Origin of the sequence: Spirobacillus cienkowskii, from assembly GCF_037081835.1 — a bacterium.
GTDB lineage: Bacteria > Bdellovibrionota_B > Oligoflexia > Silvanigrellales > Silvanigrellaceae > Silvanigrella > Silvanigrella cienkowskii.
In genome coordinates this window covers 796,455-817,706 of record NZ_CP146516.1, presented here as the reverse complement: position 1 = coordinate 817,706, position 21,252 = coordinate 796,455, and the positions used below count along the sequence as shown (strand labels likewise).

24 protein-coding genes are annotated in these 21,252 nt (G+C 34.0%); 4 read left to right on the top strand and 20 right to left on the bottom strand.

The genetic code is table 11. The features are described 5' to 3' along the window. Window positions 1-2 precede the first annotated feature (2 nt). From Spiro2_RS03675 to thrS, 9 genes are all read right to left on the bottom strand, one after another. Entirely contained in the window at window positions 3-860 is an 858-nt protein-coding gene (locus tag Spiro2_RS03675; RefSeq protein WP_338637130.1) for an aKG-HExxH-type peptide beta-hydroxylase, read from the bottom strand. 31 nt (window positions 861-891) lie between these two features. After that, the gene (locus Spiro2_RS03670; RefSeq protein ID WP_338637128.1) at window positions 892-1,035 is read right to left on the bottom strand and encodes a hypothetical protein; all 144 of its coding nucleotides are present in this window, start codon (window positions 1,033-1,035) and stop codon (window positions 892-894) included. A 171-nt stretch (window positions 1,036-1,206) separates the two neighbouring features. Then, window positions 1,207-1,434: a hypothetical protein gene (locus Spiro2_RS03665; RefSeq protein ID WP_338637127.1), complete on the bottom strand. Its 228-nt coding sequence runs from the start codon at window positions 1,432-1,434 to the stop codon at window positions 1,207-1,209. After that, window positions 1,415-1,606, bottom strand: a complete 192-nt coding sequence (locus tag Spiro2_RS03660; protein ID WP_338637126.1) for a hypothetical protein — start codon at window positions 1,604-1,606, stop codon at window positions 1,415-1,417. The genes Spiro2_RS03665 and Spiro2_RS03660 overlap by 20 nt, the downstream gene beginning before the upstream one ends. 45 nt (window positions 1,607-1,651) lie before the next feature. After that, on the bottom strand, window positions 1,652-1,891 hold the full coding sequence (locus Spiro2_RS03655; protein ID WP_338637125.1) for a hypothetical protein: 240 nt from the start codon (window positions 1,889-1,891) through the stop codon (window positions 1,652-1,654). A 25-nt stretch (window positions 1,892-1,916) separates the two neighbouring features. After that, the gene (locus tag Spiro2_RS03650; protein WP_338637124.1) at window positions 1,917-2,087 is read right to left on the bottom strand and encodes a hypothetical protein; all 171 of its coding nucleotides are present in this window, start codon (window positions 2,085-2,087) and stop codon (window positions 1,917-1,919) included. 170 nt (window positions 2,088-2,257) lie between these two features. Then, window positions 2,258-2,638: a hypothetical protein gene (locus Spiro2_RS03645; RefSeq protein ID WP_338637123.1), complete on the bottom strand. Its 381-nt coding sequence runs from the start codon at window positions 2,636-2,638 to the stop codon at window positions 2,258-2,260. Window positions 2,639-3,131: 493 nt separating this feature from the next. Then, entirely contained in the window at window positions 3,132-3,623 is a 492-nt protein-coding gene (locus Spiro2_RS03640) for a peptidylprolyl isomerase (RefSeq protein ID WP_338637121.1), read from the bottom strand. A gap of 33 nt (window positions 3,624-3,656) precedes the next feature. After that, window positions 3,657-5,603, bottom strand: coding sequence for a threonine--tRNA ligase (thrS, locus tag Spiro2_RS03635; protein ID WP_338637119.1), 1,947 nt, complete (start codon window positions 5,601-5,603; stop codon window positions 3,657-3,659). A gap of 267 nt (window positions 5,604-5,870) precedes the next feature. On the opposite strand from thrS, the gene rpsB reads away from it, so the two are divergent. Then, window positions 5,871-6,662, top strand: coding sequence for a 30S ribosomal protein S2 (gene rpsB / locus Spiro2_RS03630; RefSeq protein ID WP_338637118.1), 792 nt, complete (start codon window positions 5,871-5,873; stop codon window positions 6,660-6,662). A 64-nt stretch (window positions 6,663-6,726) separates the two neighbouring features. Beyond that, window positions 6,727-7,671, top strand: a complete 945-nt coding sequence (gene tsf / locus Spiro2_RS03625) for a translation elongation factor Ts (protein ID WP_338637116.1) — start codon at window positions 6,727-6,729, stop codon at window positions 7,669-7,671. Window positions 7,672-7,751: 80 nt separating this feature from the next. Here the strand turns inward: tsf and Spiro2_RS03620 are convergent, their stop codons facing one another. Together Spiro2_RS03620 and Spiro2_RS03615 are read right to left on the bottom strand one after the other, a co-directional pair. After that, entirely contained in the window at window positions 7,752-8,138 is a 387-nt protein-coding gene (locus Spiro2_RS03620; RefSeq protein WP_338637115.1) for a hypothetical protein, read from the bottom strand. A gap of 69 nt (window positions 8,139-8,207) precedes the next feature. After that, complete coding sequence (locus tag Spiro2_RS03615) at window positions 8,208-9,779, bottom strand: tetratricopeptide repeat protein (protein WP_338637114.1); 1,572 nt, start codon at window positions 9,777-9,779, stop codon at window positions 8,208-8,210. A 402-nt stretch (window positions 9,780-10,181) separates the two neighbouring features. On the opposite strand from Spiro2_RS03615, the gene Spiro2_RS03610 reads away from it, so the two are divergent. After that, a complete protein-coding gene (locus tag Spiro2_RS03610) occupies window positions 10,182-11,138 on the top strand; it encodes a hypothetical protein (protein ID WP_338637113.1) in 957 nt (318 codons plus the stop codon). Here Spiro2_RS03610 and Spiro2_RS03605 read toward each other — a convergent pair. After that, window positions 11,110-12,474 carry a transposase gene (locus Spiro2_RS03605; protein WP_338637112.1) on the bottom strand — a complete coding sequence of 455 codons (1,365 nt, stop codon included), beginning with the start codon at window positions 12,472-12,474 and terminating at the stop codon, window positions 11,110-11,112. The genes Spiro2_RS03610 and Spiro2_RS03605 overlap by 29 nt on opposite strands. 47 nt (window positions 12,475-12,521) lie before the next feature. Here Spiro2_RS03605 and tnpA point away from each other — a divergent pair, with 47 nt between their 5' ends. After that, the gene (gene tnpA / locus Spiro2_RS03600) at window positions 12,522-12,998 is read left to right on the top strand and encodes an IS200/IS605 family transposase (RefSeq protein WP_338637111.1); all 477 of its coding nucleotides are present in this window, start codon (window positions 12,522-12,524) and stop codon (window positions 12,996-12,998) included. 199 nt (window positions 12,999-13,197) lie between these two features. Here the strand turns inward: tnpA and Spiro2_RS03595 are convergent, their stop codons facing one another. From Spiro2_RS03595 to Spiro2_RS03560, 8 genes are all read right to left on the bottom strand, one after another. Beyond that, window positions 13,198-14,019: a glycosyltransferase family 2 protein gene (locus Spiro2_RS03595; protein ID WP_338637110.1), complete on the bottom strand. Its 822-nt coding sequence runs from the start codon at window positions 14,017-14,019 to the stop codon at window positions 13,198-13,200. Then, the gene (locus Spiro2_RS03590; RefSeq protein WP_338637108.1) at window positions 14,016-14,849 is read right to left on the bottom strand and encodes a sugar phosphate isomerase/epimerase family protein; all 834 of its coding nucleotides are present in this window, start codon (window positions 14,847-14,849) and stop codon (window positions 14,016-14,018) included. The genes Spiro2_RS03595 and Spiro2_RS03590 overlap by 4 nt, the downstream gene beginning before the upstream one ends. Before the next feature lie 30 nt (window positions 14,850-14,879). Beyond that, window positions 14,880-15,656 carry a hypothetical protein gene (locus Spiro2_RS03585; protein ID WP_338637107.1) on the bottom strand — a complete coding sequence of 259 codons (777 nt, stop codon included), beginning with the start codon at window positions 15,654-15,656 and terminating at the stop codon, window positions 14,880-14,882. A gap of 2 nt (window positions 15,657-15,658) precedes the next feature. After that, window positions 15,659-16,954, bottom strand: coding sequence for a hypothetical protein (locus Spiro2_RS03580; RefSeq protein ID WP_338637106.1), 1,296 nt, complete (start codon window positions 16,952-16,954; stop codon window positions 15,659-15,661). Continuing rightward, window positions 16,935-18,050, bottom strand: coding sequence for an FAD-dependent oxidoreductase (locus tag Spiro2_RS03575; protein WP_338637104.1), 1,116 nt, complete (start codon window positions 18,048-18,050; stop codon window positions 16,935-16,937). The genes Spiro2_RS03580 and Spiro2_RS03575 overlap by 20 nt, the downstream gene beginning before the upstream one ends. A gap of 2 nt (window positions 18,051-18,052) precedes the next feature. Then, entirely contained in the window at window positions 18,053-19,186 is a 1,134-nt protein-coding gene (locus tag Spiro2_RS03570) for a glycosyltransferase (protein WP_338637103.1), read from the bottom strand. A gap of 153 nt (window positions 19,187-19,339) precedes the next feature. Next, the gene (locus Spiro2_RS03565) at window positions 19,340-19,819 is read right to left on the bottom strand and encodes a hypothetical protein (RefSeq protein WP_338637102.1); all 480 of its coding nucleotides are present in this window, start codon (window positions 19,817-19,819) and stop codon (window positions 19,340-19,342) included. Window positions 19,820-19,839: 20 nt separating this feature from the next. Beyond that, window positions 19,840-21,252 (bottom strand): hypothetical protein, encoded by a 1,413-nt coding sequence (locus Spiro2_RS03560; RefSeq protein WP_338637101.1) that lies wholly within the window; start codon window positions 21,250-21,252, stop codon window positions 19,840-19,842.

Here is a 21,252-nt window from a genome sequence, read left to right as displayed (position 1 = left end):
AATTATTGATTTATTCTTTCAATTTTATTATATGTACTATCTAATAATTCTATAGCATTTTTTGTTAATAATTCTTTCAAATTTTTTAATTTCCTAATTTCTTTAAATGCTATCATTGTTGAATCATAAAGATCTTTTGTAGGAGGATGTACTGAATATTTATCTTGTTTTAAAAATTTTAATATTTCTCTAGCACATATTATTTCAGAAGAAACTATAATACTATGATAAACTTTATCTAAAGGTCTTTTTATCTTCAATATTGAAGAAATCGAATAATTTTCAATTTTTGTTATATCATCATTATTATTAAATATAAGGTTGTTAAGTTCATGATAAAAAAGAAGATTGTGCGTTAGTTCATGAATCAAAAGTTCCATTAAATCATATAATTGCCAATGAGGACGAGGGTCTAACCAAATAACACCTAGTGCAGCTGATGTAGTACCACCTCCACATCTTCTCGATGGCTTAGTAAATATTGAGTGAATTGCTAAATCAAATAAATCAAACCATTCCTGATTTAATTCCTTCAACCTCATTATTGCTGAATTATAAAAATCATTTATACGATTAATCTCATTAATATCTTCTATAGCACTATCATTAACAAAGTCTATTTTTATATCGGTAAGATTGCTTTCACTTTTAAATATTTTACAAAACTCATCTTCTACTACTCTATTATTTATAAATTTATTATTTGAAAAATTTACGTAAACATTATTTCTGTATTGAGACAGACTTTTGTAAAACACATCTTTCAAATTTAAAGTATTAATTTCTTTATCTTGAAATTGTGTTTTACAAATTGTTATAATATTTTTCAAATTTGGTTTTAATCCAAAAAGAAAATACATAAAAAACTTTCTTAGATAAAATATATAAAAATTAATTACTTAACTCATCATAAGCAATCATGTTATATTTAGAATGCTGTAGAGTAGAACTTATCAGCTCCATATTTTTTATTAATCTCATAATTTCTTCTTGATCAATATTATCTAATACATCATTTAAAATTACAGATGACATAATTATATTTTCCCTTTCTTGAGCATGTTGAAATACATCATTATTAACAGAATATTTTCAATTGTCAAATATTTTTTAAAATTTATGGAAGTCTATATGAAAATTTTTATTATAAATATATTAAAAATTCATCTAAATTTGTGTACAAATTTTTAAATATTATTTATTTTATCAAATATTTTTATTTTTTTTAAAAATTGATATTATTTTGGATAAACCAAATTCATTATTAAGAATAGCTTTAAATTCTTTTGTTAAAGTTAGAATTTCATGTTGTAAGAATGAATTTTTTTCACGTTCTTTATCCAATTCTATCTCAGTTCTTGCCAAATTTATTTCGCAAATTGCAAGCAAATCAGATAGTCGCTTGCAGTCAACTCTAGCAAGAGCAAAATCCATTTTTTATATCACTTGAGTCAATTTTATTTTTATTTGCTGTGCAAGTTGCATCTTTTTTCCCTGCATAGAGCATAAAATTATGAGTTACATTTTTATCCCCTATTATCATATATTCTATGAGATTTTTTTTAATTAAATTTTCAATTGCTTGTCTACTCTTTGCAACTTGCATGACAGGTCACCATTCTTTTAAAGCGTCTGAACTTTTTCCAAGCTCTTAATTAACAACAACCACAGATTCAATCAACACTGTATCTTTTGCAGAATGCCCCATTAATGGGTTTTTGCAACAAATCCGAGATTCCAATGAGTAAATAGATGAGCTAGAATGTTCTTGCGGTTCTTCCTCGTAATCTTTGGTATAATTAAACTCAACTTTACTTTGAATTATGATTTCATCCATAACTTCTTGCAATGAGTCAGACTGAACATTAATTATTTCTTCGATTGAACTCATATAGGAATCCACAACGGCTTTTATTTTATATTTCGATGTCGCCCGTGCCTTGATTGACTCTTGTATTTGCTCTAAGGGTTCTTCCGTTTTTACAAAAAATGTAAATTGGGAATCTTTGAAATTTATCAATATCCAAAAAGTATTTTCTTGCATCGATTTCTTCTGTCACTTGGAAGAATCGATCAAGTAGTTTCATTACAAAGTCAATACCGCCGTCATTTGCATTGGTTCGTCCTGTTTTGTATAGAACAAGAAATTCCTCTGTTACATCTTCCTTAGCTTCACCGATCCATATTGTTACTTTACCATATTTTGCTTTTAGAATTGCATAAATTACAAATTCAATTGCTGACTCTCTATTGTCCTCTACAAGAATAGTGAATTTTTTTTCGCTGTAATTAATGAATTATCATAAGATTTTGTTACTTCAACTTTAAAGAATTCGTATAGATCTTTTTTATCATTTGTCTGAGTTGTTTTTTGTAACAAAGTAAAAGTTTCTATTAATAAAGGATTTCCATTTTTAAATTCTAATAACCAATTTTTTTCTTCTAAAATATCTGCAACAGCGCTATGTATTTTATTTGTAAAAATAACTTCAATAATATGCAAAGCATGATAAATTTTTTGGCTTTTTTTTATGATTTCTATATAGTTTTCTATAATAACATTTGATTCGTTTTTATAGCTCGAAAACCTCGGTTCTGATATACATTCAATAATTTCGTCAAATTCCTTTTGTTCCATTTCTTAATTCTTCTTTGACTTTTTAAAAAAATAAGCGATACTATAAGTGCAGTCCCACGGTAGGTCTCGAAAGAGGGCTCGTGGGCATTTTTTTATTTTAAATAACGGACTAGTTGGCTTTGTTATTTCGATAATATCTTGTAGTTCTTTATTATTTTTAAAAAATATTGTAATCCAACCACTTTCATCTTTTGCAAACGAAACTCGGCAATGATAGCCAAGTTGTTGTTTTAGTTGATATTCAGCTTCTAACGCACGTCATAATCTAACAGCCTGATTTATCAGCAGATTTTGTTTTTTATTCTGAGATATTTTTTTTCTTTGTTTTTTTTGGAGTTTGGGTTCACTCCCTAAGCCTTCTTTTGCCATGCGTAAAACTTCTGTGCGCAAACGATATGGCTCCAAAATAATCGACAGAATTAACTATTTTGGAGCCACACTTCGGCCCACTTGTGCGCAGTTCGTTTAAAGCGTCTGAGCTTTTTCCTAGCTCTTAGTTAACAACAACCACAGATTCAATCAACACAGTTTCTTTAGGCACATCTTGATGAAAGCCTTTTGAACCTGTTTTTACTTTGGCAATAGCGTCAACTGTTTCCATACCTTGTGTTACTTTACCGAACACAGCGTAGCCCCATTGCGCGCCCTGATTATTTAAAAAATCGTTGTTTGTTAAGTTAATAAAAAATTGTGCTGTGGCAGAGTGCGGGTCGTTGGTACGCGCCATAGCAATTGTGCCGCGCTCATTACCCAAACCATTTTTTGCTTCATTTTCGATAGGACGATTGGTTGACTTTTCTTTCATATTGGCATCAAAGCCGCCGCCTTGAATCATAAAGCCAGGAATCACCCGGTGAAAAATTGATCCATCAAAATGTTTCGCGGTTACGTATTCTACAAAATTCGCAACAGTCATTGGTGCTTTTTCATTATCGAGTTCTATAAAAATATCACCATGATTGGTTTTCATCTGTAAATTAATCATTTTATTTCTCCTCATAAATATATAAATAAAGTTTTATTTTTGATTGGTATCTAAGCCCCAAAATACACCACTTTCAGCCTTAACATACGCAAGAAATTCTTCTGGCGACATGGGAGCTAAATTTTTGCCATCACGGTAACGGGCTGTTAGGGTGCTTGTTTGCACTTCTTTATCGCCAATTACAAGCATGTAAGGAATTTTTAACAACTGCGCATCGCGAATTTTTGCGCCAAGTTTATCGTTGCTAAAATCAGATTCAATGCGCACACCATGTTCTTTTAAGAAGTTTTTAACTTTACGCGCATAGTCTTCGTGAGATTCAGTGACTGTTACAATACGACATTGAACTGGCGCAAGACCAATAGGAAAATGTCCTGCAAAATGCTCAATAAAAATTCCCATAAATCTTTCTACAGAACCAAGTACAGCTCTATGAATCATGACAGGAGTTTCTTGGGAGTTATTTGATGTTTGATAGCTGATTCCAAATCGCGTTGGCATTTGGAAATCTAGTTGAATTGTTGCACACTGGTGCATACGCCCAATTGCATCTTTAACTTTAAAGTCTATTTTAGGACCATAAAAAGCACCATCACCAGGATTGATTTGAAATTGCACACCACTCGCTTTCAACGCCTGTTCCAACGCTGTTTCTGCGACATCCCAAACGTCTTCTGCGCCCATCCGATTTTCGGGGCGGGTAGAAAGCATGTAAATCACTTCATGAAAACCAAGCTCCGCATACGCTTCCTTCACAAACTGCAATGCAGCCATGATTTCGGTTTGAACTTGATTTAACATACAAAAAATATGTCCATCATCTTGTGTAATACGGCGAACACGAGTGAGACCGTGCAATGTACCGCTCAGCTCGTTGCGATGCACAACACCAAATTCACCATAACGTAACGGCAAATCACGGTAAGATTTTTGCCCAACCATAAACATTCTCACATGGCCAGGGCAGCTCATTGGTTTGATACCAAATTCTTCGTTGTGATCGTCTTTAAAAATATACATATCATCACGATATTTTTCGTAATGGCCACTGACTTTCCATAAATTCACATTCATCACTTGAGGGCTTTGAATTTCTTCAAAGCCAAATTTTGCCCATTTAAAGCGAATGTAATTTTGCAACAGCGTAAAAAGTTTAGCGCCATTTGGAAAAAAGAATGCGGCACCTGGAGCAATATCGCTCATTAATGTAAACAGATTAAGCTGGCGGCCAAGCAAAACATGATCACGTTTTTTTGCTTCTTCAAGCATATGCAAGTAAGCATCGAGATCTTTTTTATTTGCCCACGCGGTTCCATAAATTCTCACAAGTTGCGCATTGTCTTTGTTGGCGCGCCAGTATGCACCTGCAACACTCATGAGCTTAAATGCCCCCAATTTTCCTGTTGCAGAAACATGGGGACCACGACACAAATCGTCCCAGTGGGCAATGGCATAAATTTTTATTTCACTATCTTCTGGAAGCTCTTTAACAATTTCAACTTTAAATGTTTCGCCTAAACCATTAAAGTGGGCAATTGCCTCTTCTCTGCTTACAATTCTTTTTATAAAAGAAATATTTTGTGCAATAATTTCTTGCATCTTTTTTTCAATGATTGGAAAATCATTGGTCCCAATTTTTACACCTTCTTTTGGATATATGTCGTAGTAAAATTGGTTTTCCACAACTGGGCCAATTGTAATTTGCGTACCAGGAAAAAGATCTTGAATTGCCATTGCCATCACATGCACTGTTGAATGGCGAATGACCTCTAGCCCCTCGGACGTTCTATCGGTGAGTATTTCTACTTTAACTCCATTTTTTAATGGAAAATCCAAATCAACAAGAACACCATCAACCCTACCCACAATAGCTGCTTTTGCTAAGCCAGAACTAATGCTCTTGGCAACATCAAAAACGGTTGCCGATGCAGGCATTACCCGGGATGAACCATCAGGCAAATAAATATTTATTTCACTCACACAAAACTCCTCTTTTCATACGCGCTCCCCAAGTACACAATGGGTATGCGAAATAATTTGAGAAGCCTATACAAATTTTATTTATTGGTAAATCATCATCTTATAAAACAGAGCAAAAAATGCATTTAACCTTGACTTCATTAGCAAAAAATTGTTTAAGTGCAGTGCCTGATTTAGAGCATTCTCTGTAATACCAAAAGCTTGGTGGGGTTTAACCCCTTGGTATTACAAGGGGTTAAACCAACAAACCAAGCAGGAGACTTTTTTATGTCTATTGAAGTACAAATGCGCGATCTTCTCGACGCTGGCGTTCATTTTGGTCACCAAGTACGCCGCTGGAATCCTAAAATGCGCCCTTTTATTTACGGTGAGCGCAATGGTATCCACATTATCGACCTCCAAAAAACACAAAAACTCTTTAAAGATGCACTAGCGTTTGTTGAGCAAACTGTTGCTGAAGGCGGCCACATTCTTTTTGTCGCAACCAAAAAACAAGCTCAAGAAATTATTGTTGAAGAAGCAGAAAGATCAGGAATGTTTCACATTCACCACCGCTGGCTCGGTGGCATGATGACAAACTGGCAAACAGTTCGCTCTAGTATTACTAAACTAAAACGCATTGAAAAAATGGCAAACGACGGCACTTACGAGAGCATCACCAAACGTGAAGTGGCTCTAAAAGAACGTCTCCGCTTAAAACTAGAACGTTCTTTAGGCGGTATCAAAAATATGCCTGGCTTGCCTTCTGCAATTTTTGTTATTGACGCTAAAAAAGAATTCACCGCAATCGCTGAAGCAAATCGCTTAGGAATTCCTGTTATTGCTGTTACCGATACAAACAGTGATCCAAATGGCGTTAACTACATTATCCCTGGTAATGACGACAGCCTTAAAGCAATTAAACTTTATGCAAGCCTCATTTCTGATGCAGCAATGGCTGGCAAGCAACGTCGTAAAGCTGAAGCAACAAAAGAAGACTCTTCTTTTTCTTCAGATAGCGGCCGCTCACAAATTAAGGTTAAGCGTTTAAAATCACGCGATGAAGACGAAAATAACTAAAATCTAAAAGGTATTCCGCACCTGGAATACCTATAATTCAAAAATACAAACGAGGAACACTACAATGGCTGTTGTAACTGCCCAAATGGTAAAAGAACTTCGTGAAATGACTCTTGCTGGAATGTCTGACTGCAAAAAAGCTCTTGATGCAGCAGAAGGAGACATGGACAAAGCAGTTGTTATTTTACGTGAAAAAGGTCTTGCTAGCGCTGCAAAAAAAGCGGCTCGCGCTGCTAGCGAAGGCGTTGTGTCCACTGTTGTTGATAACAACAGTTTAGGCTTTATTTATGAAGTGAATTGCGAAACTGACTTTGTCACTAAAAATGACGGTTTTCAAGCATTTGTCAACAATTTGCAAACTTTAATCAATAACGCAAAACCAGCTGATCTAGAAAACCTACTCAGTACCAAATATGACAATTCTAGCAATGTCCGCGATGCCGCAACGGCTCTTGTAGCACAAATTGGTGAAAATATTACTGTTCGCCGTTTTGCTCGTATTGGCAATGGCAAAAACTTTGTCACATCTTATGTTCATGGTGGCGGTAAAATTGGTGTTCTTGTAGAGCTTTCTGGATCTGGTATTGAAAATCATTTTTCAAACTCTACATTAAATGATTTAGGAAAAGACGTTGCATTACAAGCTGCAGCGATGAAGCCTCAATATCTTAATGAACAAGAAATTCCTGCTGAAACAATTAAAGCAGAAGAAGACATCATTCGTAATAAATTTCTTCAACAAGGCAAGCCAGAAGCGGCTCTTGCAAAAATTGTTCCAAGCAGCATGAAAACTTGGTTCAAAGAAATTTGTTTAGTTGATCAACTTTTTGTTAAAGATGATAGCAAAAATGTTGCTGCCTACGTTGCAGAAGCTGGTAAAAAGCTAGGCATCAACGACCTTAAAGTCAGCTCTTTTATTAGACTTGAGCTTGGTCAAGGCGTTGAAAAAAAGGCTGAAGATTTTGCAGCCGAAGTTGCAGCAACTGTTGCAGCGGCTTCTAAAGCTTAATGTTTTGAGCTTTGCTTTAAGCAACAAAAAAAGGGGTGCAAAATTAAGCATCCCTTTTTTTGTTGCTTGAAATCTTGTACTCACTTTTTATCGTCATCTGTGTGTTTAGGTTCATCGCTTTTTCTCAAACGCACCGAAAGATCAACACGGTGTTGTCGTGCTACCGAAAAAAGTTTTTCGATACCAAAAGTAATCATATTTTTTGCCACATCCTGGCTTATCCCTTTTAACAACTCATCTTTACCTTTAGAAAGAAGTTGCGTTGCTTCTTTTGGAAAATTTTCTTTCACTTCTTTAATCACATCCATACCGGTTGCAACTGTCTTTTTTAAAATATCACCACCAAATTTTGCAAGATCTTGCAAGTCATCTCGATCAAACCACTTTTGAGTTTCATCATCAAATGAAGATTTTTGTTTTTCAAATTTTTCTTTTTTATTTTTTTCGGAGGATTTTGAAGAATTCATACTTTTGCCTTTCAAAAAATGAGGCGAACACAAGATTTTATTATAATTTAATATGTGAGAAATAGCAATTTAACTCGCTTTGGGTGGCTCTTGTTTTCCGTCAGCGGAAGCAACTTTATTTTGAGATTTGGTATTCACTTTTGAATTCTTAAAGACCGGAAGAGGTAAACCTTTCATTCGCGCTAAAGCAATTTGGGTTTCTTTAGCATTGGGATCAATGTGGATTGACTTTTCATAGCACTCCAATGCCTTTTTTTTATCACGCAAGGCTTCGTAGCAGCAGCCTAAATTATAAATAAACTTTGAATTATTTGGCTCCATATCCGTTGCCTGTTCATACCATCCTAATGCACTGCGATAATTCTTCATTTTAATATACAATAACCCAACACGCGCTAAATTATCTGCAATCGGTTCAATATCGACGACCTCCTCGTAGGCAGCAATAGCCTCAGAATATTTTCCCATTTTTGAGTAAATGCGCCCCTGAAGTTTAAAGACATCGAGGCGTAACGTAACTAAAGTCTTAGGTATTTCTCGTAAATCTTCGAGTGCCTTGTCGTTTTTACCTATTCTTTCATACACTCGTGCTTTACATAAATAAACATCATACTGATTGGGGTTTTTATTTAAAATATCAGAAAGCGCATTGATTGCTCTATTGGGTTTGCCATCATCGATATAAAAATTTGCCATCTGCATCAATGCTTTTGTACTTTGGGGATTTTGCCTCCGGGCTTTCATGCAATAATGAATTGCTTTCTCTTTGTTGCCAAGAGTCCATGAAATTTGTGCAAATTTTAAAAGTAAAAATTCGTTTGTTGGATCATCATGCAGAGCAAGTTTCATTTGTTCAAGGGCTTTTTCTTTGTAACCTGCTGTTTTTTGATTTGCTATATAAATATCTGCCAATACAGCTCTTCGCTGCGCCTGTTTGCCATTAATACTCAATTCTTTTTCTAAAAAGGGGATAGCTTCAACTTTTTTATTATTTGCAATCAAAATGTCAGCACCAGCCGAATATGCCGGATAATACATACTATTACTTTCTATAGCTTTATTTACCAAATCTAACGCTATTGGAATATTTCCCAATTCTGCTTCGGTTTGTGCCAAACCAATTAGAGAACGCGCAGTTGGTTTTGAACTCGCATGAATTGCTTCAAATTCTTTTTTTGCATCGTCGTATTTGCCATTAAAAAACAGCGTTTCTGCGTGCCGTAATTTTTTAATGTTCTCGGGAGGATTTTTATATTTATCAATGACTGCTGCAACTTTATTTAGAATATCCTGAGTTTCAAAAGGTTTTAAAATGTAATCACTGACCCCCAAATCGACGCTGCGCACAATGTCTTCTTTGGTGGCTTCACCAGAAATAAACAAAACAGGAAGATCATTTTGCATGGCTCTCCCACGAATATACGCAAGAACCTCAAAACCATCGCCATTAGGCATATAGATGTCGGTGATCACAAGATCAACCCGATGACTTTTTAACCAAGCAATCGCCTCTTGACCATTTGGAAAATCATCCACATGGTATTGCCCCGTTTTGTCGAAAATACGGTAAAGAGCTTTTCTCATGTTTAACTGGTCGTCGATAAGTACAACCCGCAGATGTGCTGATTTACCATCCGCCATCCAATGCCCCTGTGTTGCAAAATGCAAAAAGAAAAAACATTAAAATTAAAAATCTCAATGCTAATCGGCAAATTGCTAAAAAAGATAACTGGGTAAAAATTAAGGGGTAGTTAGAAATTGGTAAAACACTATTGAAGAGATTGATAAAGTTACTTTTAAGCTCTTAAGAGCACACTCTATTTCTACCAAATTATCAATTAAATATATAAAAGTTTAGCATTTAATATATAACACTTTTAATCTTATTTTTAAAAATATCTTGCATATTTGATTATTTTTTTGATATATAGTTGATTGGTATTATTGCTTAATATTAATGAACTATATGTTATAAATATTAAGAAAATTTAATATTTTTTCTATAAAAAACAAAGAACATAAATACATACAAAAGGAATGATTATGCCTTCATTAAGAATGTCTTATAATCATATTTTAAGTGGAAGAAAAATAGAAAATAAAAAAACAAAGGAAATTATTTTACAAGAATGTATAGATGAAATGAATGAACTTATTTTAAAATCACTAATAAATATTCAAAATTTAAAAAGAATCATTCTTATTTGTCTTTGCATGAAAGAAGATGAAGAAAATTTATTTAGCAAAAATTTTTTAAAGAACATAGCAGAATTGAACAAAAATGAAAATTATTTATTTAGAAAAATTTTACCAAATAGTATTCAAAAATTTCTTACATTTATTTTTATTTCTTTTGAAACCAATAAAAATATATTTTTTACACTAGAAAATCATGATAAAGAAATAAAAAAATTAAATACTATTTTATTTAAAAAATGGTTAACAGACATTTTAAAAATACCAGCAAATATTTATAATTCTATAATTGATGAAAAATATATTTCAGAAGTATTTATTGATATTAAAAATAAAGTTACTTTTGGAAATGACGCCTTTAAAAATGGGAAAACTGGGAAAAATGTTACATTTTATATTCAAAAACCAAAATTAAATATTGGATTATTATTGATTTCAGAAAAACATGGATACACAACACCAAGAGTAAAAAATTTAATTGAAGAAAAATTTCATAACAAAACAATACCAATACAACAGCATTTACCCGTTAATTTAAAAAAGCTTAGATATGAATTAATAAGTATAATTTTGAAAACAAAATCAATTTCAAAAAGCAAAAGTTTTATTGACTGCTTATTTAAAAAATTAGAAACAAGCGATACTAATATTTATAGTGAGATTAATAAAATAAAAGAACACTGCTATAGTAAAATTGATAATTGTGATGGGGTCGTTATTCCAGGAGGAGAAAATGATGATTTGAAACGTATTAGTGTTAGTGAACCACTCACCCCTATAGGGAGCGAGCTTCTGAAGTCATAGGAATCAGCGGATTAGATTGCTCTAATATCGTCTTACATACTCCTCGTCCAGCTTTACTTCGGCTAGTCCCTAGCCTAGTTCTTGTCTTAGCTTTTGGCTTTGACAAAAGAAATTGTACACCTCTTTTTGCTATTATTTTTGCTGCATTGACATCAGCATTGTCATGATTTCCGCATAATAAACATAAGAAATTATCTTGTGTTTTTCTGTTATCGGCGTGAGTGTGGCCGCAATGGGCACATTCTTGACTCGAATAATGAGGTGAAACTTTAACAACTAGTTTATTATACTTTTTAGCTTTATATTCTAAAAATTCTATTGTTTTTGCCAATCCTTTTGATAGCAATTCCCTATTTAACCCAGTTTTGGCTTTGCGCATATTTGGCAAATATTTGCCGTTTGCATTTTGCTTAGGTTGAGGAGTTTTGGTCATGTTTTTGAGTTTTAAATCTTCTACTGCAAATATTTTTGCTTCTGAATTTACAATAGAGTGAGAAACTTTATGACAAAAATCATGCCTAATATTTCTTATTTTAGCATGAATTTTTGCAATTTTTATTTTGGTTTTATTTCGACTTGCAGATCCCTTTTTTTGCCGAGAAAGCCTTTTTTGATATTTTTTTAGCCTTCTTTGTTTGAGTTTAATTTTACTTTTTAATTTTTCATCAAAATCATAACTAATTTGGCTACTAGTTTGAAATGGAATTGCAATACCACGATCAATCCCCATGGTTAAATCATTGAGCGATGTTTCGTTTAAACAAGAATATTCATCTAATAATTCTTGCTCAGATTTTACATTATTTTCGACTTCGTAACAAAAAGAAACAAACCATGTATTATTTTTCTTGCCAATTACGATTTGTTGCGGATTGCCAAAATCCTTATGCGCTTTAAATTTTAACACTCCTAAGTTATTTTTCTTTGTGCCAATAATTAAATTTTTTAAAACAACTCCATCATTGCATATTTCGTCTTTAAATTTAAATAACTCATTGGTTAATAAAACAGTGTCTTTAATTCCTTTTTTCTTTTTACGAGGATTGTTTGCTAACCCTTTAAAAAAACGCTGTTTTGCAGTGTACCAAGTTGCAGACGCATTGCGTAAAATTTGTGAAGGACATTGATTTAGCCACTCTTTTTCTTGTGTTTTAAAATGAGAATAAGCTTGATTGACAAATATTTTTTCAGCAGTATTTTTAAAAATATTATAATTTTGATTATCCTCTGACACTTTGCAATTGTAAATCACTCGAGCGCAACCTATCCATTGAGAAAGTGTATGAGCTTGCTCAACAGTTGGGTATGCTCTAAATTTTACACCACAATTTGCCATGGTTTCTCCTTCATGTTAATCTAGCATTCGTTTATTTTGGAGTCAATATGGATCATAAAAATTACCAATGGAGAACAGGAAGAAGTCAAATATATAAACATTACTATCATTTAGTATTTGTTACAAAATATAGGCGTCATGTTTTTATAAAAGAAATTCTTGAACGCACAAAAATTATTTTTAAAGAAACCTGTGAGCAACTTGATTGCGAACTGATAGAATTTAATGGCGAAGATGATCATGTACACATTCTTGTCAGTATTCCTCCAAAACATTCTGTTGCTATTGTTGTTAGCAAATTAAAAGGAAAATCTTCTTATTTTATTAGAAAAGAATATTGGGCACATGTTAAGAAAAAATTATGGGGAGATCATTTTTGGAGCCCTAGTTATTGTTCTGTCACTTGCGGTAGCGCACCACTTGAAGTTATTAAAAAATATATTGACGATCAAAGAAAACCATCATCCGAAAAAGGTGTTGCTCAATCTATTCGGGAAAGAAAGGTTCGATTGCGAGCGAACTAATAGTTTTAAAAAAGCACTAACGTGTTTTTTTAAACCTCCGCCCACTTCACTGGCAACAGTTTAGACGGCCTTAACTTGTACCTAAAGGAGCAAGAATGCGGCCTTGTTTTGTTCAACGAAACCCTCATCGGATGTTGGAAGTGGATGAGAAAAACCTATTTTCAGCAGGTATTCATTAAGAAGAAAATTTATTTAAATTTTAAACATTATATTTACCAAAACAAGCACAAAATAAAGTATTAAGAACAATGAGATTCCCTTTAAAACTCGAGATTTTAGTTGGAACCTTACCAGCAGGATAACGTCTAATGGTCGCCAACTCTTTGCATGTGTAACCAAGTTTAGGTGCACGATATGACAAATAAGCCAACAACTCGTAATTATAAAATATGTCCCTAAAAGGCGCTATTTTGGGATCGAGAAGCATTCTACGACTATACGCTCGAAACCCTTGCGTTGTGTCAGTCCATTTAAATCCCGAGGCTAAACTCAAACATGGAGCATGAATAAAACGAATAGCAAAATCTCTCAATAGTGGCGTGTTTTCTGCAACACCCCCAGAAACAAATCGAGATCCCTGAACAAAATCAATACCATCTTTTAACGCGTCAACAAATCGCGGAATCGCCTCAGGGTCATCCTTATCATTTCCGTCAATAGTAATGATTCCTTGATAACCTTGGTTAAGCGCAAATGAATAAGCACATCTTAATTGTGCACTTAATTTTCCTAAACCTTTTTTTACTATCAGCCCTCGAACTTCTATTTGTATTAGCGCCTCTGGATCTAAGGAACCATCTGTACTTCCACCATCGACAATTATAATATCCGTAATTGCAGAAATATTGGATGCCTGCATGCGCTTCAATAAATTTTTAATGCGTTCGCCTTCATTTATTACAGGTATGACAACACAATAAGCATGATTCTTCTCTAACCAAAAAGAAATATCCATTTTAGGCACTTGCCACGCTTCGCAATCTGTTTGGAAAAGTTTCTCAGGTTTATTTACTATATTCATACTGGAGCGCCTTTTATTGGTCGATAATGCTGCACAGCAAAAGCAAGTGCACGCTCAATAGAGACAAGATGCGGTTCATTTTTAGTAGCAAGCATTTCTATCGATACCACGTGATTGGGAAGATAGCTCATTATGGTATCGCACAAAGTATTGTGATCTGTATTTAGATCACCAAGTGGCACAAGGTTGGGCTCACTGGCATGGATATGCCCTATTAAGTGTGAACATTCCGCAAGCACTGTTTTAATTGATTCTGCATTTATTGTTATTGAGCCAGTATCTAAATGCTTAAGAATTGCAGGGTGATCAACACACCTCACAACATTTGCTGTTTCAGCGCTCATTGTCATGAAATTCGCCCCATAGGACTTTGGGTTCGGCTCCAAACAGATCACAACGCCTTGTGCGAAGGCAATATCACCTAAACGCCTGAAAAAATTAACAGCCTCTTTTAGAGCCTGTTCATCACTTAAGCCAGAACGGTCGCGGTTTTTTGGGGATCCAAACACCAAGCGAGTCGCACCAAGCTCAGAACCAATACGGCAAATTGTCGCCATATGTGCAAGTAAGGCATTCTGGATATCTTGCGAACCAAATATATTCAAACCATTTGTACCAAACAAAAGAGCTTGCATCCCTGTGATTTTGATACCACGATCCAACCACCAGTGTTTAACCCTTTTGATATCAACTTTGGTGGCATTGGCTGGTTCAGAAAAATATTTTCCAGGTGCTATATCAATTGCATCAACATTAAATTTACGTAAAAGGTTTGCAACTTCTTGGTCTTCTTGGACATCCCAGGCGATATTAGATATGGCAAGTCTCATTGGTGCTACCTCCTCTCCCCATCTCTCCATTTAATTCTTAATAGTAACAGGTTCAGACTGAACATAAGCACGTATTGCTTGAACCGTTTCGCGCACGCTGTATTGATGCCGCCCACGAGTTTCAAACAGTTCGGAATAACACGTTTGCACATCATATCGCGCGGGCAAACCTTTAAGCTCCTGGGTAAACATGCGCCCAAATCCACGTAGCGACACCTCTGCAACACTAACAGGCTCTGCAGTAAGGTGCACAAGTTGCAGACCTCCTCGAATTGATGTTTGAATGTCATGCCAGAGATTTACCATTGGATAGAATTGAAAAACCCCTCGGCTATCGATTACGTTGAGTTTATTATTATTAAGAAAATCAAAAATCACGTTTTTACGTAAACCAGGACCAACCAAACCGGGTAAACGTACAATTAAGTGTTTGGAAAAATGTTCTTCCACAAATTTCTCTAGAAATCTACGGTGAAGCCCGTAGGCATGAAGCCCCTCCTCTTCAACAGCGGTTGTTTCATCGACTTCAATCGGCATTTTAAAAACATCAACAGTACTGATTAGTATAAAAATATTGCATTGAATTGTTTTTAAATAATCTATGAGAGAATCAATATTTTTTTTATCTTCACCCGGATTAATGTTTGCAATCCATTTCTGCGCCGGTGCGCCTGCACAGACAACAAAATTAAAATTTTTGTTGATGATTTCGTGTATATTGGTTGAACGGTATAGCTCATCAAATTGTGTTTGTCTTAGTAAAGTACTTCCTACAAAACCAGTATGTCCAATTAAACAATTTTTCATAATTAAAACTTTTCTGAATTTAAATGTGAATAACGTTTCTTGGCTTTTTGAAACAAAATCACTAAAAAATTAATTCCAACAAAAAACAATGCTGGAATAAATCCAAAATACCACAACACATAATTTGTACTTGTGTGTACTTGTGAGTGTGCTTTTGCCATTATATACCAAGATAATGGAATAAGTGACATAAAAGAAATAAGCACAAAATCTCGGACAAATGTTTTGTGCGAATGTTTTTTACTGATAAATAACCCTATAACAACAAGTATTAAAATAATTTGAAAGAATACGCCATTGACTCCTGTAATAAAATTTCTTCCCCAATTAAAGATGTAGGTTTTCACAACAATGATTGGGCTTACAGTTAAAGAATCTTTCAAAATCGGATCAAAGTTAGAGGGATCAGAATAGGTGCGGCGTTTGATGTCATCTTGATAAATTGACACAATGCCATCACTTATTGTTTGCCCACGCATATTGGCATGAATCAAAAAAGCTGAAATAAAACCCAAGATACATAAAATAAAAACAATAGCAGCAGATTTTATATTTGGCTTTGCTATTCCATTAAAAAAAGGTCCTATCACAAAAGGAGAGCACGCAAACAGGGTAATTGATGTGATAAATTCATACCCACCAAGACATTTTGCAAAAAATGAAATAAACAATAGCAGAAAATAAAAATTGCGAAGATATGATGACTTAGTAATGCAAGCTAATGTTGCAAAAAAACAAGGAAGGAACCATAAAAAAGGCGACCAATAGAGGTTTCTAGCAAAAGCGCTCACCCATGGAGAAAAAGTAAACGTAAAAGAAAAAACCATTGCATACATTTGCCCATATACTTTGGTATGCAAATAATGAAACAGAACCACAAGCAGGGCTAGTAAAGCTGACGGTAGAAATTGCAGAATTTCTACCGAATTAGTATTAAAATATTTGTTTAAAAATGAATAAAACCACCCCTGCCCTCCAATTTGGGATTTATAAGGAACAAAAACAGCTTGAGGGTAACTTTTATTTTCTGCAAATATTTCATAGGAATCAAAAAGATTTTGCGAAGAAGAAAAGTTTCCATTTTTAACAACAAAACCTAAATTCCAACCCTGTTTTTCTAGGCCTAATTGATCTGCAACAATTCCACCTACCACTAAAGCTTCCGAATCTTTTTGAAATTTATCAAAGAAATTGTTAGATACAGTTGCAAAGAAGTTGAACTGATATATCATAAATAACAAACAAAAAAACAAAACAGGGTAAATAAAAATTTTTGCTTTAATTAATATTTTCAGCATCAAGTTTCTCCAGTACATCGTAAATATTATCTATTTTACCTCCTAAGATAGAATAGAAACCAGGTAAATCATTATGTTTTTCAAATAATATAGGTCGACCATCGTCTACTTCATTCTTAAGTAGGACTGTCTTTATCTCAAAGAGCGATTCAACATACTTGGAATTTAATATTGATGGCAAATATCGCCCAACATCTCTAATCATACGCTCTACGCGCGACAATTTTTCATATTCGTGAAGCTTCTTGTAAGGCTCAATACCAAACTCATCCTGCCAGCTGAAATGCGGAGTATAACGAACATGTGATAGTGTATGTAACCCCTTAGAAGGGAACGGCATAAGCGAAAAAAATGGCCCATCCATCACAGTTATGCCAAGATTAACAAGAGGAGGAAACACTTTAAGCAGAGCCATTTCTGTAACCTCTTGTTTTAGACCAACCTCTGTAACTGAAAATTCCGAACAGATGTGTTTTAGACCACTGTACGCGCAATTAAACAGGTATCGACACTGCAGAGCGTCATTATTTCCGTTGTTATTAATGGTTGAAACAATTAATGTGTTATTAGGAGAACGAGAAATAGACAAAGCTTTTGAAGAGAGACGAACTTCTATGCCATTTTCTTGTACTTCTTTTGTAATCCAAAAAGCTAGACGGTTTGCATCGAAAGCATATTCTTCTGCAAGAAATACATCTTCAATCAAATTAGGTTCAAATATTTTTTTTAAACTTGCTTCTGCAGGTTGAATTTTTGCGCCAATTTCATGACAAAAACGCTTGAACTGTCTAGCAGTCACCTTTGAGTTTCGTCTTGCTATTGCATATAGCTTGGTAAAATCTTGTGTGATTGCATCAGGCCAGTTTCGTACAAACTTTAAAAAGTTAATACGACTTCGAAAGGCTGTCGTGAAGCTACGAGGGTAGTGATAACCATTATGAACTCGTGACTGATTGTTATACGAGGCGCGGCTTAACAGTTTAGACTCTTTTTCTAAAACAACGACTTTCCTTAATCCGCGTTGTTTGACTAAGTAGATAGCTATGTTTGTTCCATAGAACCCTCCACCAATAATCACGGCATCTACCTCGTTCATACTCAAAATGCTGTACCTTTAGATTGAGAGACTCCTTCAGAAGTCTCAGAGCGAGTAACCCTTGTCTCTATATTAAGTTTTTCTTTTCGAGTCATATGTACACTCGTAAACTCTTGACCAACATGATAAAGAGGGCCTTCATTTGATAAACTCGACATGTGCAATATATATTCACCAAGAACCAAGAACAAAAGCGAAATTAGGAAAAACATACCTGATTGCTGTAGTGAAATACTGATCCAGCCCGGAGCAATATTTGTTTTTGTAATTCCAATAATTAGTACGTAAAAAGTATAAAATAAGTTTGCAGTAGCCCCAAAAAGAGACAAACTTGTAACCAGTCTCATTGGTACTTGGGTGGTAGAAACAAGCAAACGTATGCTCACATTTATTCTTTCGCCGAGTTTTTTTGGGTCATTATAAATAGGTTTGGAACTGTATTCAAAGTGATCCTTCACAAAACCAGCAGTGACAGGTAAGTGCCTGTATTGGATTGAAGGCTGTGGATGTTGAAGAATAAAATTGATAACACGTTTGCTAAGAAGCCTGGAGCCTGAAGCCTCTTTTGCAAGGTGAATACCACAGAAACTCTTGTAGAATAAATTAAAAGTAGCTTTCGCTAATTGGTACACAAAACTTTGGCGCGGTTGTTGTTTATTTTTAGCAAATACAACATCTGCTCCATGAACTGCTTTTTTAAGCATTATTGACAAAAATGCAAGATCTTCAACTAGCGGATCGATTACAACAACAAAATCACCGAGTGCATTTTCTAAGCCAACCCAGGCTGCCGTGTCACAACTGACTTCCTTGGTCAGTGCATACACCTGAAGATTGGGCAACCCTTCTTGAGAAGTCAGTTTTTTAAGCACTTGCACACTTTGATCGACTGAAGCGTTATCAACCACGATCAACTCGTAATCACTGACGTGGGATGATACATATGCATTTGCGCAACCAAGAATGTTATCTAGATAACATTCTTGGTTGCGCACTACAAATACAACAGACAAAAAAATAGAATAAAAATCCTTATTCTCAACTGAGTTCTGAAAATGCTTCACGTTTTCTAAAGAATAGGATAAATTTATATAAGACTTCAAACTATTTTGTATTGGCGTTTTGATAATTTTCATCGAGTTTTACCTACTCTTCAATCGAACAAAGTTATATTGTTTTTTATGGTAGTAAAAAACTGTTACACACCTACGTACCAAAACTTAACTCGTATTCCCATAAAAATTTATTACAAAATAAGTTTAGCATATAATTTTTTTAATACACGAAACTTAATTAATCCTAAACATATTTTTTAAACGCTTTAATGCAAGCCTGCTATCAATTTCTGGTTCTGCATTGTTTTTGTCCCATAATGAACCCTCTTTAAATTCTAACTTGCTCTCTGGCAACGGCACAAAACCGCTTTGCCAAAACCAATTCAAGCGGCTTCTGGGATTTCCAAGTAACTCCGCAGAGGGACGCCACTCTATGTGTTTTTCCACAAATTGATCCGGAGGATAGCGAAGCTGCAACGTTTTATACCGCTTTTTGACAACAGATTGGGGCGCCCACACCTCAATTCCAAGACACAACGCCGCTTTTGAGGGTGAAAGATTTTCTGCTGGTTGCGCAGAAGACCATTCACTGCCAATTTCTTCGCATGGCGTTTTTCCTTTTGGAATAAGCTCTAGCCTTAATAATTTAATTTCACTGGCAGCCCTTCTTCGAGGTACAATCATATTTTCTTCAAAATCTTCATTAAAAATCATAAATAACTCACAAATAAATTTTAAAGTTTTAAACCATTTAATACAAACATATAAAGTTCTTCATTATTTTTTGTTACTTTGAAATTTTTTTCAAGATATCCTTTGGCAATTAAGTATAATTTTTCAAATAACTCAGGAGAAAGATCACTCTTTTCAAAATTTAAAATCTTATGCTGAGGATCTATAGCAAAAGTTTCTGGCATTTGAATTGTTGTTGCAATGTCTGACAATTGATGATTATTAACAAAATTTGGGACAATTTTTCTAAAATAAGAAATAGTATAAATTAAACACAATAAAATATGATGTTCTCTTGAGTAACTCCAACTAAATGCCTTTAGAGCAGAAGAAGGATCAAAGGTCAAACTCCATTCAAAAGGTTTTTTTTCAATAAAACTTAACAACAAATTAGAAAAACTTTTTCCCTCACTACTTTGAATTACCTGAAGTAACAAATGAGAGGACAAATCATCTGAATTCATAGCAATTCGTGACATAGCAAATTTTTTAAATAAAGGTAAAATTTCGCTGCAATACCTGTGACGACTGACTGATGCAGGTAAAAATATTTTTTGTACTGCAGACAATAAAAGAGCTGCTGCTGCGTCAATTTCTGATAAAATATCTTCATTAAAATTATTTTTAGATTTTAAAAATGTTATCCAATCTTGAAATTCACAAAAAGATTCCATACACCATAATGCCAAAGTATCGCGTCTGATGTTCATTTTTTGTGATACTGCTTCAAACTCTTCTTCTGATTTTTTAGAATAATTTTGCTGCAAATTATGGTACTTAGTACCATAATCAACCGCTAATACAGAGTTTAAATGCTCCCAGTCATCAATAAGTAAACAAATTTCTCGTTGTACCGTGCGAATTCTAGCAAAAAGAACTCTTTCATCATTAGGAGTGTAAAAATTTGTTAAAGCACAAACCTTTGAAACTGGCATACATTTTGGTTCGTGCAAACTATCAGCTGATCCAAATTTAATACCGTACTCAGTTAATGTTACAGAAAAATCTTGATTATTTTTGGTTAAAAATACAGAACTCACATTATTAATATTATAAAAGTGAATCAATGTCATAAATTGATAATTTCTATCTTTTAATCCAAACCAATAATACAAAATTAAATTAACAGATTTTTCAACTTCACACAAAATATTAGTTATTTCATGATTCTGACAAGAAAACAAACCACTTTTAGAAAAAATATTAACAAAGTAACTAATAATATTTTCTGTAAATTGCTTTGCAAACTGCGAAAGTTGAAAAGACGACTCATTTAACTTCACAGGCATTCCTCGATAGTTTAATAAATAATCTTTAAATTCGTTAATTTCTGTAGATAACAGCAAATAGTTTTCAAACGTATCAAAATCTTGTTCAAACTCTGAAATAATCTTTTGAATTATTATATTACTCAT

Bases quoted from the DNA above. Each gene is read 5' to 3' on its own strand.
- Spiro2_RS03560 (WP_338637101.1), bottom strand. From the start codon at position 21,252: ATGAGTAATATAATAATTCAAAAGATTATTTCAGAGTTTGAACAAGAT.
- tnpA (WP_338637111.1), top strand. From the start codon at position 12,522: ATGGATCATAAAAATTACCAATGGAGAACAGGAAGAAGTCAAATATAT.
- Spiro2_RS03575 (WP_338637104.1), bottom strand. From the start codon at position 18,050: ATGAACGAGGTAGATGCCGTGATTATTGGTGGAGGGTTCTATGGAACA.
- Spiro2_RS03615 (WP_338637114.1), bottom strand. From the start codon at position 9,779: ATGGCGGATGGTAAATCAGCACATCTGCGGGTTGTACTTATCGACGAC.
- Spiro2_RS03675 (WP_338637130.1), bottom strand. From the start codon at position 860: ATGTATTTTCTTTTTGGATTAAAACCAAATTTGAAAAATATTATAACA.
- Spiro2_RS03665 (WP_338637127.1), bottom strand. From the start codon at position 1,434: ATGGATTTTGCTCTTGCTAGAGTTGACTGCAAGCGACTATCTGATTTG.
- Spiro2_RS03660 (WP_338637126.1), bottom strand. From the start codon at position 1,606: ATGCAAGTTGCAAAGAGTAGACAAGCAATTGAAAATTTAATTAAAAAA.
- Spiro2_RS03645 (WP_338637123.1), bottom strand. From the start codon at position 2,638: ATGGAACAAAAGGAATTTGACGAAATTATTGAATGTATATCAGAACCG.
- Spiro2_RS03650 (WP_338637124.1), bottom strand. From the start codon at position 2,087: ATGAAACTACTTGATCGATTCTTCCAAGTGACAGAAGAAATCGATGCA.
- Spiro2_RS03670 (WP_338637128.1), bottom strand. From the start codon at position 1,035: ATGTCATCTGTAATTTTAAATGATGTATTAGATAATATTGATCAAGAA.
- Spiro2_RS03595 (WP_338637110.1), bottom strand. From the start codon at position 14,019: ATGAATATAGTAAATAAACCTGAGAAACTTTTCCAAACAGATTGCGAA.
- Spiro2_RS03640 (WP_338637121.1), bottom strand. From the start codon at position 3,623: ATGATTAATTTACAGATGAAAACCAATCATGGTGATATTTTTATAGAA.
- Spiro2_RS03585 (WP_338637107.1), bottom strand. From the start codon at position 15,656: ATGAAAAATTGTTTAATTGGACATACTGGTTTTGTAGGAAGTACTTTA.
- Spiro2_RS03565 (WP_338637102.1), bottom strand. From the start codon at position 19,819: ATGATTTTTAATGAAGATTTTGAAGAAAATATGATTGTACCTCGAAGA.
- tsf (WP_338637116.1), top strand. From the start codon at position 6,727: ATGGCTGTTGTAACTGCCCAAATGGTAAAAGAACTTCGTGAAATGACT.
- Spiro2_RS03655 (WP_338637125.1), bottom strand. From the start codon at position 1,891: ATGAGTTCAATCGAAGAAATAATTAATGTTCAGTCTGACTCATTGCAA.
- Spiro2_RS03570 (WP_338637103.1), bottom strand. From the start codon at position 19,186: ATGAAAATTATCAAAACGCCAATACAAAATAGTTTGAAGTCTTATATA.
- Spiro2_RS03580 (WP_338637106.1), bottom strand. From the start codon at position 16,954: ATGCTGAAAATATTAATTAAAGCAAAAATTTTTATTTACCCTGTTTTG.
- Spiro2_RS03605 (WP_338637112.1), bottom strand. From the start codon at position 12,474: ATGGCAAATTGTGGTGTAAAATTTAGAGCATACCCAACTGTTGAGCAA.
- rpsB (WP_338637118.1), top strand. From the start codon at position 5,871: ATGTCTATTGAAGTACAAATGCGCGATCTTCTCGACGCTGGCGTTCAT.
- Spiro2_RS03590 (WP_338637108.1), bottom strand. From the start codon at position 14,849: ATGAGACTTGCCATATCTAATATCGCCTGGGATGTCCAAGAAGACCAA.
- Spiro2_RS03620 (WP_338637115.1), bottom strand. From the start codon at position 8,138: ATGAATTCTTCAAAATCCTCCGAAAAAAATAAAAAAGAAAAATTTGAA.
- Spiro2_RS03610 (WP_338637113.1), top strand. From the start codon at position 10,182: ATGCCTTCATTAAGAATGTCTTATAATCATATTTTAAGTGGAAGAAAA.